We start from the raw sequence: 15,248 nt of genomic DNA on the forward strand, positions 1-15,248 counted from the left end.
TTCGACGGCGGATATACCAAACAGAATCGACGCTCTAAGCAAGCGTCAAGCTGCCCGAAGTCAGCGTCCAGGCTGCAAAGGGATGGTACGTACGCGGCGATGTCGGATACGCCGTCAACGCCAGCCGCAGCGATACGACATTCCGCGCCTATGATCCCGCTGGAGGCGATTACGATTCCGGTCATTTCGATTCGAACCGCTTCGGCGGTGATTTTTCCGGCGGCCTGGGCATCGGTTACCAATTCAACGACCTGTTTCGTGCCAATGTCACCGGCGATTTCTTCACTGACGACTTAGCTTCCGGGCGCACTGCCTTTTGATCGGTCTCGCGGACCTTGCCTTGCAGGGGATTAATCGATCCGACGAATGCTGATTTCGAACCGGCCGACACGTCTACCGTCGTCGGTGAGCGTCAGCTCGATGTTCAGGACCGAAACGTCTCCCTCATAAGCCTTGGCGATCAATTCATAGGCGGCGACAGCAGCTTTTTCAGGCAAGTCCTGAACCTGTACGCGTTTTGTATGGGACATAATCGTGCTGACGATAATTTTGATAGATGACTAATAATTAGCCTGCTTTTTATAAGGCGACAATATGGAAAACAGCTGTTTGCTGCCTTTGTCGTGCGCATTGAGCGCAGTTCAAATGTGTTCAAGATGATGAAATGGCTGCAGACCAAGCCATTCGACGACCATCATTGAGTTTGGTCCAAAAAGGACTCGAAGCCGCCCGCCCCGTTGTTCATGTAGCATATATTTGAACTAATTTATGTAAGCCGGGCAACAGCTTACGCTTCAGGATTGCCCTTCTGCAGCCAAGAGTGAACTGATAGGTTTGCTTGTTCAGGACGGATTAACCGTCACGTCGGCAGTCCGATTTGAATGACTATTTCCAGGCGCGCAGGTCGAACTGACCTGGTCTGAAATGCCGTTAATGAGAATACCGAAGCCACCATTCTCACAATTAAATGCCGATCCCGACAAGCCGCGTAGTTACGTGATCTGAATTGCCGTGCTCCGGCACGCAGAGGAAAACGTGGCCGGCTCAGAAAGCGCGACAACGAGCGGTATTCAATTGGCTTGATACAGTGCTTTGATCACTTCGTCTTTGACAGGAATGGACGCTGTGCCCCAGGTTTCAAACATGCGAGGCTGGCCGCTGTGGCGGCAATTTGGGCAGCCTCGCGAAGTGATCCGCCATGGTCGAGCGTCGCCGCGAAGTAGCCGCAAAAGGTATCGCCCGCCCCCACCGTATGTACGGGCTGAATCTGGGGAGCTGGCATCTCAAAATATTCCGATGGTGAGGATACGGCAACGCCGTCTGCCCCCTTCGTCACGACAAGGGTCTGGCGCTGATAACGGCTCCAGTCCTGCATCGTGCCGGGCAGATTCGCGCCCTTGTTCAGTCGTAGCCACTCATGCTGGTTTACGATCACGATATCGGCCAGCCGCGACAGGTCGGCGGACGTTTCATCGAAGGGCGAAATATTAAGGATCGTCTGGACGTTGTTCAGACGGGCGAGTTCTAGCGCCGCCTTGATGGTCGCGAAGGGGATCTCTTGCTGCAAGACCAGAATCCCATTCTTTGCGCTGGCGACTGCGGCCGCCGCCATATCGATATCCACGAGCGCATTTGCTCCGGTCGCAACGACGATGCAATTCTCACCGTGTCGATCGACGTAGATGTTGGCGGAACCGGTATCCTCCTCCACCATTGCGACGTTCGAAACGGGGATGCCCGCCTCAACGAGTTCTCCGAGAGCGATGTCAGCGGACCGATCTGCTCTCACAGCGCCCAAAAAAAATGCGACAGCGGCGCCGGCCCGCTTGGCCGCTAGGACTTGATTGGCGCCCTTGCCACCGCCGAGAAGGCCTCGATTGCGCGCATGGACGGTCTCCCGGCGGCGGGCAGGCTATCGACCTCAAATCGGACGTGTCGATGTTGATCGAACCCAGAACAACGATCATGAGACACCTAGTGCCTGCCAGCAATGTCGCGCGGAAGGAAGCGGCCGAAGCCCTTCTTCCCGACCGGTTGGCCATCATCGAATATGACTTCTCCACGCAGGATGGTCATTATTGGCCAACCCTTGACCTCGAGACCCTCGTACGGCGTGTAATCACTGCCGTGATGCATGAGAGATTGCGTCATGGTTATCTGCCTTTCTGGATCCCAGAGGGTGAGATCGGCGTCCGACCCGATAGCGATCGTACCTTTCGCCGGGTACATGCCGAACAGCTTGGCGTGGTTGGTCGAGGTGAGTTCGACGAAGCGCTGTAGCGAAATTCGGCCCTTGACGACACCTTCCGAGAACAGGATTGGCATGCGTGCTGCGACCCCCGGAATGCCGTTCGGAACCCAGCGGAAGGAGGTTCTGCCCTTCGGGTTGGATTTTCCCTGTGCATCCTCGTAGCGGAACGGGCAGTGGTCGGACGAGACGGTCTGGAAGATGCCATTGACGATGCCGCGCCAGATCGCTTCTTGCGAAGCACGATCGCGCGGAGGCGGCGAGCAGACGTATTTTGCACCCGAATGGTCCATGTTGAGGCCCTTCAGGTGGTCTGCCGTCAGCACGATGTATTGCGGGCAGGTCTCGGCATAGACCTTGATGCCTCTGCTTCGCGCCCATTCGATCTGCTCCATTGCCTCTTGGCCCGAGACGTGGACGATCATGACGGGGACATCGACCAGCTCGGCATGGGCGATGGCGCGATGGGTGGCCTCGCGCTCCACGAGTTGCGGCCGGGATTCGGCATGATAATAGGGTGCGGTCTTGCCGGTCTGCTCAAGCTTGTCGGTCAAGAATTTGATCTGGTCGTATCCTTCCGCGTGGATCATGACCATCGCACCATATTGCCGGGCGATACTGAGAACTTCCAGGATCTCGCGATCCTTGAGGACCAGATCGTCATAGGTCATGAAGATCTTCACTGATGTGTAACCGTCTGCGATCAAAGCCGGGAGTTCCTGGCCAAGCACCGCCGGTGTCGGATCACTGATGATAAGGTGGAAGCCGTAGTCGAGCAGTGAGTTCCCGTCGGCCTTCGCGTGATAGTCTGCGACGGCATCGCGCAACGACTGTCCTTTTCGTTGCAGGGCGTAGGGAACGATGCAAGTGTTGCCGCCGGCCGCCGCACTTCGGCTGCCTGTCTCGAAGCCGTCTGCCATGACGATCCCCTCGCCCTGGTACTGATCGAGATGGACATGGCTGTCGATCCCGCCTGGAAGCACGAGCAGATCCGTCGCGTCGATCTCTCTCATGCCGCTCGGCAGATCACGGGCAAGCGCAGCGATCTTGCCGTTCGCGATCCCGATGTCGCAGGAAAATGTGTCGGCCGCCGTGGCGACGGTTCCGCCGCGAATGACGAGATCGAATTTCGGTTCCATTCAGGTCTCCGGATGAAGTTCGTGATAACGGCGATTGAGGTATATGAGGCTTGTCGCCCGCGAGCCGTTCTTGACCGCCAGCACCTCGGCGATCATGAGCGTATGGGTGTTGACCTCAAGTGCCTGAACGATCCTGCAGTCGAAGGACACGATCGCATCGACCAGGACCGGCGATCCGGTTTCCAGCGTCGCCCATTTCCCATGCGTGAAGCGGTCGTCCATCTCCAGCTTTCCGACCCCGGAAAACACACCGGAAAGATCCTGCTGGCCGGCGGACAAGGTGTTGACGCAAAAGACGCCATTTTGCCGGATCGGGCCGTTCTGCAGGCTGCGGCGGTTCATGCAGACAAGCAGCGACGGCGGTGTGTCGCTGATGCTGCAGACGGCTGTGGCTGTAAAGCCGAGGCGGCCGCATGGCCCGTTCGATGTGATGACGTTCACTGCTGCCCCGAGACGGCTCATGCCGTCCCGGAAAGCCTGCAACGAAACGGTTACATCCTCCTGGATGTCGGTGAAGTGACCGGACCTAGGCATCGCGGTCAATATCCGGGCTGCGTGATGCCGTGGCGTGCGGCAAAGGCCTTCGCGACATTGATATCGGTTAAGGCAGGAACGATACTTTCCGGGTGCGGGAAGCCGTAATAATAGGCGTCAGCCGCTCGTTCGTCGGCGCGGGCCGTGTCCAGGACGATCTGTGTTGCTTGTGATGGTGGTTCGAGAAAGATACGCGTCAGGTCACAGCCGCCGCGGCCAAATTTCTCCCACATGCCGTAATTCACTTCGGTCATCCAGACCTCGTCGAAGCGCTGATCGCCATGTCGTGCAATCTCCTCCGCGAGATACTTCGCGCTGCGGCTGGCAAAGTTGCCGCCCTGCCCGCAGATCGGGTCGAAGGTAATGGCGGTGTCGCCGACCGGCATGATCAGCCCACCTGACGGAAGGCGTCCAAAAGCCTTGCGGACCGTCGGCGGAAAGCGGCCGACGAGCCAGCCGTGCGGATCCTCGTCGACGTATTCGATATCATCGACCATATCGTGCTCCCACGGGGCGAATTCGCGGATGATGTTGCGCGCATGTTCGGTGACCTCTTGCCCTGATGTGGCGCCGGCGAAGCGGTCCATGCGGCTGCCCTCCCGCGCCTCGAACAGAATGCCGTAGGTCGGGCCGGACGTTTTGTGATTGTAGGGCACCCAGAAATATTCGCCGGAATCGGCGAAGAAATCGAACTTCGTCGAGCTGTACGGCGTCCGGCCAGAAAACCACTCGCGCACATGCCGGCCCGACTTGCTGCGCACGATGGTCATTGCAAGGTTGCGCTGCGGGCGCTCGTAGACGCTGCGATGCGGATCACGTGGAATGAGCCGGCCAAGATCGGCCTTGCCGGCAGCCAGCACGGTGAGGTCGTTTTCGAGCGCGACCCGGTCGGCGCGCTCCGGGGTAACGCCTTCGATCACCAGCTTGCCGCCGATGCTTTCGAAATCCTCCAGCCAGCGGTGGATGCGCATGCGCTGGTCGATTGCTCCACCGCTGCGGCCATATTCAATCCGGCCCTTCATTACCGTCGCTTCCGGGTCGCTGGGGAAGCGGGCGCTTTCAAGCAGAACGCCTTCCGCCGGGAACATGCCATCGGACCAGAAATCCATGCCAAGCTCGCGCTCGATGTCGATGACCTCGGCGTAGAGGCAGGCAGTGCCGGTGGGCGCGGAATGGTTCAGCCACTGGTCCGGCGTCTTGTCGGAATAGAGCGTGACGTCATAGCCCTTCTTCACCAGAGAATAGGCCAGGATGCAGCCGGCCTGGCCGGAGCCGATGATCGCGATCTTTTTCATGCGTGGGTTCCCCTTTTCGAGCCGTGAGGGCCCTTGAATTTGGTATCATTGGTTGGGTCGGTCGCCAGAGCGCATCGACTGGATGAGGCGATGGATCCCGTCCCGAAGTGTAACGGACGGCTCGTATCCGAGCACGCGGCGCGCCGCCTCAATGCTAAGGAGGCCAAGCGTGATGTCTTCCGGATCTGCGCCGGGATCGAGCCTGATATCTGCCGCCGGAATGACCGCGCGGATGATGTCTGCAGCCTCGTCGATCGTCGGATTGACGCCGCCGCTGAGATTGAAGACGCGCTCGGTCGGTGCTTCTACGTCGAGCGCCAGGATCAGTCCGGCGGCAATGTCGTCGACATGCACCCACTGCCGTGGAAAACCCTGGCCATAGCGCAGATACGTAGGCCTCCCCTCCAGTGCGTTCTGAATCATCAGTCGCAGCACGCAACTCGTCCGGCGACGCGGGCCGTAGACGCCGGCAATACGCAGCACGATCGCGTCGAGATCGTGCTCCTCGACATAGGAGAGCACCACCGCCTCACCGGCCACCTTGCTGGAGGCATAGCACTGCCGCGTCAGCAGCGGATTGCTTTCCCGGATGCCGTCCTGCGGTTGGTTGCCGTATACGGTAAGCGACGAGCAGAAAAGAAGCCGGCAAGAATGACCGTGAAGAGTGCGCTGCCGCGCCACCTCGGCGACGTCGATCGTGCCGCCGATATTGGTATTGAACAGGGCTGCCGGATTGTCGCGGCCAAGCATCGGGCCTGACACGCCGCCGCAGTGAACGATGGCGTCGATCTGGAAACGATCTGCCAGTTCATGCAGCCTGTGCTGGTCACCGATTTCCAGAGGAAAGGCGTTTCCGGTGAGCGTTGCAACATCCGACACCGTCCGGTCCACGGCGATGACATTGCGCCCGGCGCCGGCCAGCCGTTTGACGACCTCATAGCCGATCAGGCCGTTGGCTCCCGTGACGAGGATCGATTCACGCATTGCATGCTACTCCCATTCTTCTTCCGGCTTCCTGCGAATTCCATCCGGTCGCCTTTCAGGCTATGTCGAAATTCCATCTGCCATGCTTGTTTCTCGTCCTCGCGCTCCGGATGCCGACGATGATCAGCGCCAGGACGGTGACGACATAGGGGATCAGTTGCAACAACTGCGGCGCGATACCGGTCACCTCCGGAAGCCGGATCGACAAGGCGGAGGCAAGGCCGAACAGCAGTGCGACGAGCGCTGTGGCGAATGGGTTGCCTTTGGCGAAAATGATCGCCGCGATCGCGATGAGGCCGCGGTCGTTGGTCATCTGCTTGGCAAACAGCGAGACATAACCGAGCGAGAGATAGGCGCCGGCGAGTCCGCAAAAGAAACCCGACGCGAGCATGGTCTCGATCTTGATGCGCTCGACGTTGACGCCAGCCGCCGCAGCCGCCTCCTCGGCCTCACCGACGACGCGCACCCGCAGTCCCCAGCGCGTCTTGTAGAGCACCCAGTAGACGAGCGGGATCGCGAGATAGGCGATATAGACCAGCAGCGTATGGCCGCTGACGACCGGTCCGATGAACGGAATATCCTCGACGAGAGGAATGTCGATCGCCGGAAAGGTTGGGATCTCGCTTGAGGTGAATATGCCGTCCTGGCCGAAGATGCCTTCGAGAAGCAGCGCTGTGAGGCCGTAGGCGATGAAGGTTACGGCGATGCCGGCGATGAAAATATGGGCCTTGAAGCGAAGATTGAAGGTCACCAGCAACGCCGCCAGGAGCATGGAGCAGACAACCGCGGCGAGAATGCCGACGGTGAGGCTGCCGCTTGCATAGGCGAAGGCGACGGCGGCGAACGCGGCGATGATCATGAAACCGTCGAGCGCAATGTTCAAAATACCTGCCTGGAAGGTCAGCAGGCCGCCAAGAGCCGCCAGCACCAAGGGTGCCGAGATGCGAAGCGCGGAGAAAGCAAGGTCTTCGATCATGTCAGATCTCCTGGGTGACGGTTTTGGGTTCGACGGATGATGGGGCGACCTCCTGCCGGGGAGCCCGGGGCCGGCGGCGCCAGACGAATTTGCCGGCGAGAACGAGGACCACGATGAACTGGAGCACCTGCACGAAATATTTGCTCAGGCCCGTGGTCATCTGCAGGACGGCACTTCCGCCGTTCAGCGTGCCGAATAGGAAGGAGGCCGCGATCACGCCGAGAGGGTTGGAGTTGGCGAGCATGGCGACCGCGATCCCGTCGAAACCGAAGCCCGGCGAGAAATTGTCATAGAAGGAATGATATTGTCCAAGGACCTGCTCGACCCCGGCGAGCCCTGCTACACCGCCACTGACGAGCATGACCCAAAGCGCGTTGGCCTTGACGTTGATGCCACCATAATGGGCGAAGCGCGGATTGAGCCCGATCAGCTTCCAAATGAAGCCTCTCACTGTGGTGGCGTTGAAGATCAGAAAGACGATGCAGACCGCGATGCCGAGAACGATCCCGGCATTGAGCTGCGAATAGATCGAGAAGGATGGCAGGTAGGCGCTCTCGGCGATGTCTGGCAGCTTGTTCGTCGGACCCGGTGCTTTCAAAACCCTGGTCGAGAGATAGCCGGTCAGCAGCAGCGCTATAGGATTCAGCATCAGGCAGACAACAAGTTCGTTCACCCCGAGATAAACGCGCAGGAGTGCCGGGATCGATGCCCAGATCAAGCCTCCCAGGAAGCCCAGAAGGATGCAGAGCGGCAGATGGATTATGGTCGGAAGACCCGTCAGGGCATAGCCGGCAACGCCGGCAAACATCGCGCCGATCAGCATCTGCCCTTCGGCGCCGATATTCCAGAGCCCGGCGCGGAAGGCGATCGAAACCGACAGGCCGGTGAACAACAACGGCGTCATCATCTGTAACGTGACGGACAGGTTCGGCCAGCCGGAGAGCCCGCCTTCGAGCAGCGTCTCGTACACCTCCAGCGGATTGCGACCAAGCAGCACGATCAGGATGGCGCCGACAACAGTGGCAATCGCCATGGCGACCAGCGGTGCAAGCAATGGTTTGATGAGCTTTTCGAGCAATGTTCTGATGCTTTCCATGTCGCTATCCGTTGATCGCACCGGTGGGCTCTGTGCCTTGGCGGGGCCTGGCGGAACTCGTATGAGCATCTTCGTGGAGACCGCCCATGTAACGCCCGATTTCCTCGTAGGTGGTCTCTTCACTCGCGAGATCGGCAACGATCCGGCCACGATACATGACGACGATCCGGTCGGAGAGCGCCATCACCTCGTCGAGGTCCGCCGATACGACGAGCACCGCCTTGCCGGCATTGCGCATGGCGACCAGCACCTTATGGATCGATTCGATCGCGCCGATATCGACGCCCTGTGATGGTTGTTCGGCGACGATCAGCTTTGCATCCCGGCTCAGTTCGCGGGCGATCTGGATCTTCTGCTGGTTGCCTCCGGAGAGAGAGCCGGCGGTGGCGAACATTCCTCCGCCCCGCACGTCGTAGGACCGGATAAGCGTTTCAGCCCTTGCCTGCGCGCGCCGTGCCGAAAGGAACGGCCCCATCGAGACCTCCGATAGATGGCCGATGCTGAGATTTTCCCAGAGAGGGCTTTGCAGGGAAAGGCCAAGCCCACCGCGATCGGCGGGAATATAGGCAAGCCCGGCTTCGCGCGCCGTGCGCGGTTCGGCGGATGCCGCAATTCCGTCGATCGTGATGCGACCTGCGCCTGGCGCTCGCAAACCCGCGATGCACTCGACCAGTTCATCCTGGCCATTGCCCTGGACACCAGCGATGCCGACGATTTCTCCGCCCCGCACGACGAGCGAAAGGTCGTCGACCGCCCGTTCGCCACGATCGCCGAAAGCGACAAGATCGTTCACTTCGAGCATCGGCTTGCCGACGTCGCGTGCGGCCGACTTGTCGACGCGCAGCAGCACCGAACGGCCGACCATCTCGTTGGCAATATCCTGCGCGGTGACGTTCTTGTTGTCGAATGTGCGCATGATCTTGCCGCGCCGCATGACTGAAATGCGGTCGGACACGGCAAGCACCTCCCGAAGCTTGTGGCTGATGAAGATAATCGTGCAGCCGCTAGCAGCCAGCGACCGCATGGTGTTGAACAACTCCCGGGTCTCGTTCGGCGTCAACACCGCTGTCGGTTCATCAAGGATGAGGATCTCCGCGCTGCGGTAGAGGGCTTTCAGGATTTCGACCCGCTGCCTCAGACCGACTGGCAGCTTGGCCACGATCGCCTGCGGATCGAGCTCGAGATCGAAGCGGCGGCTCAGTTCACGAGTCTCAGCCTCCGCCCTGGTGAAGTCCACCCTGCCTGCCCCCTTCATGGGCTCTGAGCCAAGAATAATATTCTCGGCGACGGTAAATGACGGAGATAGCTTGAAATGTTGATGCACCATGCCGACCCCGGCGCGGATGGCATCGGCTGGGCCGGAGAATTGGACATCCTGGCCGCGGAGGCGAATTTCGCCGCCGTCTCGCTCGTGGATACCATAGAGAATATTCATCAGCGTCGACTTGCCGGCGCCATTTTCTCCGACCAGAGCATGGATCTCCCCCTTGCGTACAGTCAGTGAGGCATTTTCGATGGCGATCAGGTCGCCGAAGGCCTTGGTGATCCCGTTCAGGGCCAGGATTTCGCCTCTGGTATCCGATGGCGCTGGTATGGGCGCTTGCGACATGGCGTCTCTCCTCTGAATGATGTCTTCCATGCCAGGACGCCGTTGCGACGCCCGGGCATTTCGGGAGGAGTTGGACTTATTGTGCGGCCGGCCGGTCGATCGGCGGCGTACCCATCTGCTTGGCGGCCGGGTCGAGTTCGATGTAGTTCGGCACGACGATCTCGCCCGAGATCACTTTGGCCTTCAGCTCGTCCATCTTCTTCAGGGTCGCGTCGGCGATCAGGCCCTTGTTGTTGTCATCCATGGCAGCCTCGACACCACCTTCCTTCAGACCGTATTGCTTGTTGATGCCGCCTTTGAAGGTGCCGTCGACGACCGACTTCACGATGTCGTAGGCGAGGATATCGACGCGTTTCATCATCGAGGTCAAAACGGTTCCTGGCGCCATGCCGTTCTGATTGGAGTCGACACCGATGGCAAAGGTCTTCGTGCTCTTGGCTGCGTCGATAACCCCGGCGCCGGTCAAATTGGCAACCGCGAAATTGATGTCAGAACCGCTATTGATCAGAGCAAGCGCGTATTCCTTGCCAGCTGCCGGGTCGGTGAAGGACCCGGAATAGCGCTCAAGAACCTTGATATCGGGCCTGGCCATCTTTGCGCCATAGTAGTAGCCGTTGAAGAAACGATGGATGACCGGAATGTCCTTTCCGCCCACGAAGCCGATCGTACCGGTCTTCGAGGTCATGGCAGCTGCGATCCCGACGATGAAAGAGCCTTCCCAGTCTTTGGCCACGGCGCCAACCACATTCGGCGCGATCGGGTCGGAGCCGACATCGATGATCCCGAATTTCTGGTCGGGAAAGGCCTTGGCGGCCGCCTTCATCGGCTCGATCATGTCGAAGGAGGCGCCTAGAACCAGATCGAACTTCTGGCCGGCGGCCCTGATCAGCGACGATTGCATGTCCGACACTGCCCGCGGCTGGATCACGACGTAGTCGATGCCGAGATCGGCCTTCGCCTTCTTCAGTCCCTCGTTGATCATGTCGTTGAACGAATGGTCGCCAAGCCCGCCTTCGGCGGTGACGAAAGCGACGCGGGTGGCGGCTTCAGCGATTGTCGACATCGCTCCGAAAGCAAGCGCGGCACACAGGATTGCGGTCTTGTACAGTCTCATGGTTGATCCCCAGTTTGATTTGGAAACTTGCGGGTGTTCCGTGGTCAGTTATTAACTCTGCCTCACAAGTTAATACGATCCTAGTCAGTATTGTATCTAAATGTCAATGCGAATTGGCTTACTAAGTTCGCGAATCGTCATTGGCCGGCTCCCGGTTCGATGGCTGCCATTCAGCTCGCCCTCGCCTCTGTCGGCCTTTTCGGAGTAAAGACCTCCGTCAACATCGCGACGAATGGCTCGCGCCTGGCGTGGAACGCGACATGGCAGTTCGGCTCCCGCTTTGTTCGCCTCTCATGATCCACGACGGTTCGGCCGATCGTATATTCGCCAAGGGTTTCGATGACGACGTTCACATACTTCGTCTCGATAATCTCGCGATCCACAAGCGCCGCCACGCAGACCGCATCGTGGACAGGGGCGGTCTGCGGCGTGCCGGTCGGCTGGGTTTCCTCATAGCCTCTGATCCGGTGCTCGATGATGTCAGCGGAGGCCTTCGAAGCCGGGCTGCCCAGCGCACGCAACATCTCGCATTGTTCTTTCGAGACGAGGGCTTCATGTGTCGCATCAAGCGGCACGAGCGTGATCTTGCGGAACGGCGCGCGGAAGACCTGCGCGGCCGCTTCGGGGTCTGCCCAGATATTGAATTCGGCCGATGGCGTAATATTCGACTTGTTGACGGCGCCACCCATGATGATGAGCTCAGCGCAATTTTCTGGAAATTTCGGGTCGATCGCAATCGCTGCGGCCAGGTTCGACAGGGGGCCGACAGCAACGAGCGTGATCTCTCCAGGTTGCTCGGCAAATGCCTGAGTCAAAAAGATTGGTGCTGGCAGGTCCTTTTTTGCAGAGGTGGCCGCCGGCAGCGGCAATACCGCCATATGGACTTTTGGATCGCGTTTTGTCGCCCGCGGTGTGGGAAAATCCTCGCGCACGATCGGATGACTCAGGCCCTGATAGACCGGGATATCGCTGCGGCCGATCCAGTCCAGCGTCCGTAACGTGTTGTCCGTGCAGTTCTCGACGGGAACATTACCGTTGACGACAGTCACCGCGACCAGATCGAGATCGGGATGCAATCCGGCCAGCATGATGGCGACGGCGTCGTCCGTTCCGGTATCGACGTCGAGGATGAGCTTCTTGCGCATTAATTTGCCTCCGCATTCTTCAATGATAGCCCGGACCGCAGACGGCGATCTGTGCGCCATGATAGGAGAGTGAATCCCAACCTTAGTCAATACGAAAAATTAGTGTTTCGTATCGAATACCTCCGGCGGATTGATTTCCTGTTGAGAGAAACTCGATCGTCGGCTATATCAACCCATCAACACCAGGATGATCTCATGTCGAAAAAACCACAGACCGCAGCATCAGGTTCAGCGCCGCGCGAGGCCGCCTCCATCGATCGTGTGCCGGATGAGATCTATGACACGGTTGTCCACGCGATCCTCGACAGGGCGCTCGACCCTGGAACGAAACTGCCAGAGGACGTATTTTGCAACCACTACGGCGTGAGCCGAACGATCGTACGCGTTGCGATACAACGGCTGCAGCAGGATCGCCTTGTCGATGTGCAGCCCTACAAGGGGTGCTTCGTCGTCGTCCCGGACCTCAAGGAGGCTCGGGATATTATCGCCGCGCGCAAGGCGATCGAGCCTTTCATCATCAACTGCCTGGTGGACGTTGCTACCGACAAGGATCTTGCCGCCCTCGCCGCGCATGTCGATGCCGAGGATTCGGCCTATCATCGCAACGATCAGCGCGAGGCCTTGAGGCTGTCAGGCCAGTTTCATATTCTCTTGAGTGACCTTTCCGGCAACGGCGTCCTCGGGGTCTACATACGCAACCTCATTTGCAGGTCGGCGCTGGTGATCGCCACCTACAGCGATGTGACAGCGTGCTGCAAGGCGCACGACCACCGCCGGCTGGTCGAGCTCCTGATGGCGCGGGATGCCTCTGACGCCGTCAAGCAGATGGAGCGGCATCTCGACGATATCGAGCATGACCTGCTTCAGGACAAGAAAACCGAAGAAAAACCTAGCCTCGAAACCGTGCTCGTCAAATACTCCAAATCCGCCAACCCGACCACTCCACGCAAGCCGGTTGTCGTCCATGGTTGAGAACGTGATGACATTGACCGGAAGAAACGCATTGGTGATCGGAGGCGCGGTCGGAATAGGTCGCGCAGTTTGCCTGGCCTTCGCAAAGGCCGGCGCGAATGTCGCCTTCGCCGACCTCGACAAGCGGGACGAAAAGGCCTCGCTCCTGGCCGAACTCGAGGCCCAGTCGGTCGATGCGATCGGGCTGGACGTCGACGTCACCAGCGAGACATCGGTGGCCGCCGTTGTTCGTCAAACCCTGGAGAGCTTTGGACACATCGATATTCTCGTCAACAATGCCGGCGTCACGAGTTCGGGCTCTCCTATCCAGGGGCAGGACTGGGATGTCTGGTCGAGGATATTCGACGTTAATCTGATGGGTGTCGCCTACGGTATGAAACACGTGATCCCGCATATGCTGGAGCGCGGCTATGGGCGCATCATCAACACCTCTTCGCAGCTCGCACACAAGCCGGTCGCTAATCATGGTGCCTATTGTGCCTCCAAGGCAGCGGTGACCGCACTCACCGCAAGTGTGGCCCAGGAAGTTGCAGGAGCCGGTATTACCGTGAACTGCGTCTGCCCCGGCATGACCAACACGGCCATGCTGTGGGTCGGGGGAGAGGAATTCGTGAATGCGAAGCTCGCGGCGTTGCCGATCGGGCGGGCGGGCGAACCGGAGGAAATCGCTTCTGCTTATGTCTACCTTGCGTCCGATCCCGCGGGTTTTTTCATCGGACAGAGCATTTCGCCCAACGGCGGAGACGTCATGTGGTAGACGGCTTCCTCGCGCAGCTCGCATTCCTGATCGAAATTGACCGGCTGAAGCTGGTCGAACGTCAATCACGGCTTGCCGGTGGCGGGCGACGCGAGAACTCTGCGGAACATTCCTGGCATCTCGCACTCGTCGCCCTCACACTGGGAAAAGGCCGGTCCCTCGACCTCCTGAATACAGTGAAAATGCTTCTGATCCACGATTTGGTCGAGATCGATGCCGGTGACACCCCCCTTCACGGCACCGACCGGCCTGACAAGCTTAAAACCGAAACCCTTGCCGCCCGACGGATCTTCGGGCTTTTGCCGCCGGATCAAGGCGCTGAGTATTTTGCACTCTGGGAAGAATTCGAAACGGGATTAAGTGGCGAAGCGGCTTTTGCCCGGGCAATCGATCGCCTGCAACCTCTGTTGCTCAACCTCGTCAACGAGGGAGGGACGTGGGCGGAAAACGGTGTCAGCCTCGAAATGGTCTTCGAAAGATACGGCTCCGTCATATCGCCGGCCCTGCCCGATCTGTGGCCTGACGTTATGCGGATGGTGCGCCAACATTTCGACGGGCGTTCCTCGCCACTCAGTTAACGCTCACGCGCTTGGCGTCACCGGTGACCGAAAATTGTCGTCAACTCCTTAAACTCTTCCGGGATTGAGCAAGACCGGACGAGCGTTGGAGCGATGCTAGACTGATGCTGGCAATCGAAAAGCTTGAAAGCAAACCCAGGGCGCGAGCCTGAAGTGAGACAAAAACCTCCGCTGGTGCTACTATCGAAAATCCCGCGTTTTGACCTTGATCTGGTCGATGTGCCCATAGGGATCAACGATATCGCGGACTTTCGGCATCCCGCGTGGATCGGGCGCCGACGACCCATGGTGAAACTCGTCGCCGCGTCCATGCGGAAGCGGAAATGCCTTGTCCCGCGACCCGATACTGGCGAGTTCGCCCGAAAGATCGGTCAGCCGGCGCGCGACGAGATGCACAACCTCGCCTTCGCGCTGGATCTTGCCGTAGACACCGATCATGCCGGCGCCGAGCACGACGCGGCGGTATTTCTCGAAGGTCTTCACCCAGACGACGAGGTTTGCGTGGCTCGTTTCATCCTCGATGGTGATAAACATCACGCCCTTGGCGGAGCCCGGCCGCTGGCGTACGAGGACGAGACCTGCGGCCTCGAGCCACTTGCCGTCACGGGCGTTCATGGCATCTTCGCAGGTGACGATCCGGCGTTTGGTGAGATCATGTCGCAGGAAGCTCAGCGGGTGTGCACGCAAAGTCAGGCCGACATGGCTGTAGTCCTCGACGACTTCCCCGCCAGATGTCATCGGCTTCAGTGCGACCGCTGGCTCGAGCGCCTCCGGGATGACGGCCTGCTCGAGGTCGTTTGC

13 protein-coding genes and 2 pseudogenes are annotated in these 15,248 nt (G+C 59.4%); 3 read left to right on the forward strand and 12 right to left on the reverse strand.

Annotation, left to right across the window (positions count from 1 at the left end):
* Nucleotides 1–350: 350 nt before the first annotated feature.
* The 11 genes and pseudogenes from ACJJVH_RS30590 to ACJJVH_RS30640 all read right to left on the reverse strand — a co-directional run bounded on the left by ACJJVH_RS30590 (nt 351) and on the right by ACJJVH_RS30640 (nt 12,140).
* On the reverse strand, nt 351–497 hold the full coding sequence (locus tag ACJJVH_RS30590; RefSeq protein ID WP_412066295.1) for a hypothetical protein: 147 nt from the start codon (nt 495–497) through the stop codon (nt 351–353).
* 599 nt (nt 498–1,096) lie between these two features.
* A pseudogene (locus ACJJVH_RS30595) lies at nt 1,097–1,837 on the reverse strand (PfkB family carbohydrate kinase); the annotation flags it as partial.
* A 137-nt stretch (nt 1,838–1,974) separates the two neighbouring features.
* The gene (gene hydA, locus ACJJVH_RS30600) at nt 1,975–3,387 is read right to left on the reverse strand and encodes a dihydropyrimidinase (protein WP_412066296.1); all 1,413 of its coding nucleotides are present in this window, start codon (nt 3,385–3,387) and stop codon (nt 1,975–1,977) included.
* Entirely contained in the window at nt 3,388–3,921 is a 534-nt protein-coding gene (locus tag ACJJVH_RS30605; protein WP_412066297.1) for a flavin reductase, read from the reverse strand.
* Between the two features lie 5 nt (nt 3,922–3,926).
* On the reverse strand, nt 3,927–5,216 hold the full coding sequence (locus ACJJVH_RS30610) for a styrene monooxygenase/indole monooxygenase family protein (protein ID WP_412066298.1): 1,290 nt from the start codon (nt 5,214–5,216) through the stop codon (nt 3,927–3,929).
* A 45-nt stretch (nt 5,217–5,261) separates the two neighbouring features.
* Entirely contained in the window at nt 5,262–6,200 is a 939-nt protein-coding gene (locus ACJJVH_RS30615) for an NAD-dependent epimerase/dehydratase family protein (RefSeq protein ID WP_412066299.1), read from the reverse strand.
* Between the two features lie 55 nt (nt 6,201–6,255).
* Nucleotides 6,256–7,176, reverse strand: coding sequence for an ABC transporter permease (locus tag ACJJVH_RS30620; RefSeq protein ID WP_412066300.1), 921 nt, complete (start codon nt 7,174–7,176; stop codon nt 6,256–6,258).
* Nucleotide 7,177: 1 nt separating this feature from the next.
* Nucleotides 7,178–8,272, reverse strand: a complete 1,095-nt coding sequence (locus ACJJVH_RS30625; RefSeq protein WP_412066301.1) for an ABC transporter permease — start codon at nt 8,270–8,272, stop codon at nt 7,178–7,180.
* A gap of 4 nt (nt 8,273–8,276) precedes the next feature.
* A complete protein-coding gene (locus ACJJVH_RS30630; RefSeq protein WP_412066302.1) occupies nt 8,277–9,881 on the reverse strand; it encodes an ABC transporter ATP-binding protein in 1,605 nt (534 codons plus the stop codon).
* A gap of 76 nt (nt 9,882–9,957) precedes the next feature.
* Nucleotides 9,958–10,995: a BMP family lipoprotein gene (locus tag ACJJVH_RS30635; protein WP_412066303.1), complete on the reverse strand. Its 1,038-nt coding sequence runs from the start codon at nt 10,993–10,995 to the stop codon at nt 9,958–9,960.
* Between the two features lie 170 nt (nt 10,996–11,165).
* Nucleotides 11,166–12,140, reverse strand: a complete 975-nt coding sequence (locus ACJJVH_RS30640) for a nucleoside hydrolase (protein WP_412066304.1) — start codon at nt 12,138–12,140, stop codon at nt 11,166–11,168.
* Nucleotides 12,141–12,335: 195 nt separating this feature from the next.
* Between ACJJVH_RS30640 and ACJJVH_RS30645 the strand changes: the two genes are divergently transcribed.
* From ACJJVH_RS30645 to ACJJVH_RS30655, 3 genes are read left to right on the forward strand one after another with little or no spacing between them, the layout of a single operon-like run.
* On the forward strand, nt 12,336–13,112 hold the full coding sequence (locus ACJJVH_RS30645) for a GntR family transcriptional regulator (protein WP_412066305.1): 777 nt from the start codon (nt 12,336–12,338) through the stop codon (nt 13,110–13,112).
* Nucleotides 13,105–13,869, forward strand: a complete 765-nt coding sequence (locus ACJJVH_RS30650; protein ID WP_412066306.1) for an SDR family NAD(P)-dependent oxidoreductase — start codon at nt 13,105–13,107, stop codon at nt 13,867–13,869. Before ACJJVH_RS30645 ends, ACJJVH_RS30650 begins: the two co-directional genes overlap by 8 nt.
* Nucleotides 13,863–14,447 (forward strand): HD domain-containing protein, encoded by a 585-nt coding sequence (locus tag ACJJVH_RS30655; RefSeq protein WP_412066307.1) that lies wholly within the window; start codon nt 13,863–13,865, stop codon nt 14,445–14,447. The genes ACJJVH_RS30650 and ACJJVH_RS30655 overlap by 7 nt, the downstream gene beginning before the upstream one ends.
* A 180-nt stretch (nt 14,448–14,627) precedes the next feature.
* Here ACJJVH_RS30655 and ACJJVH_RS30660 read toward each other — a convergent pair.
* A pseudogene (locus ACJJVH_RS30660) lies at nt 14,628–15,221 on the reverse strand (OB-fold nucleic acid binding domain-containing protein); the annotation flags it as partial.
* Nucleotides 15,222–15,248 lie beyond the last annotated feature (27 nt).

The sequence above is a fragment of the Rhizobium sp. SYY.PMSO genome (assembly GCF_046840415.1).
Classification (GTDB): Bacteria; Pseudomonadota; Alphaproteobacteria; order Rhizobiales; family Rhizobiaceae; genus Rhizobium.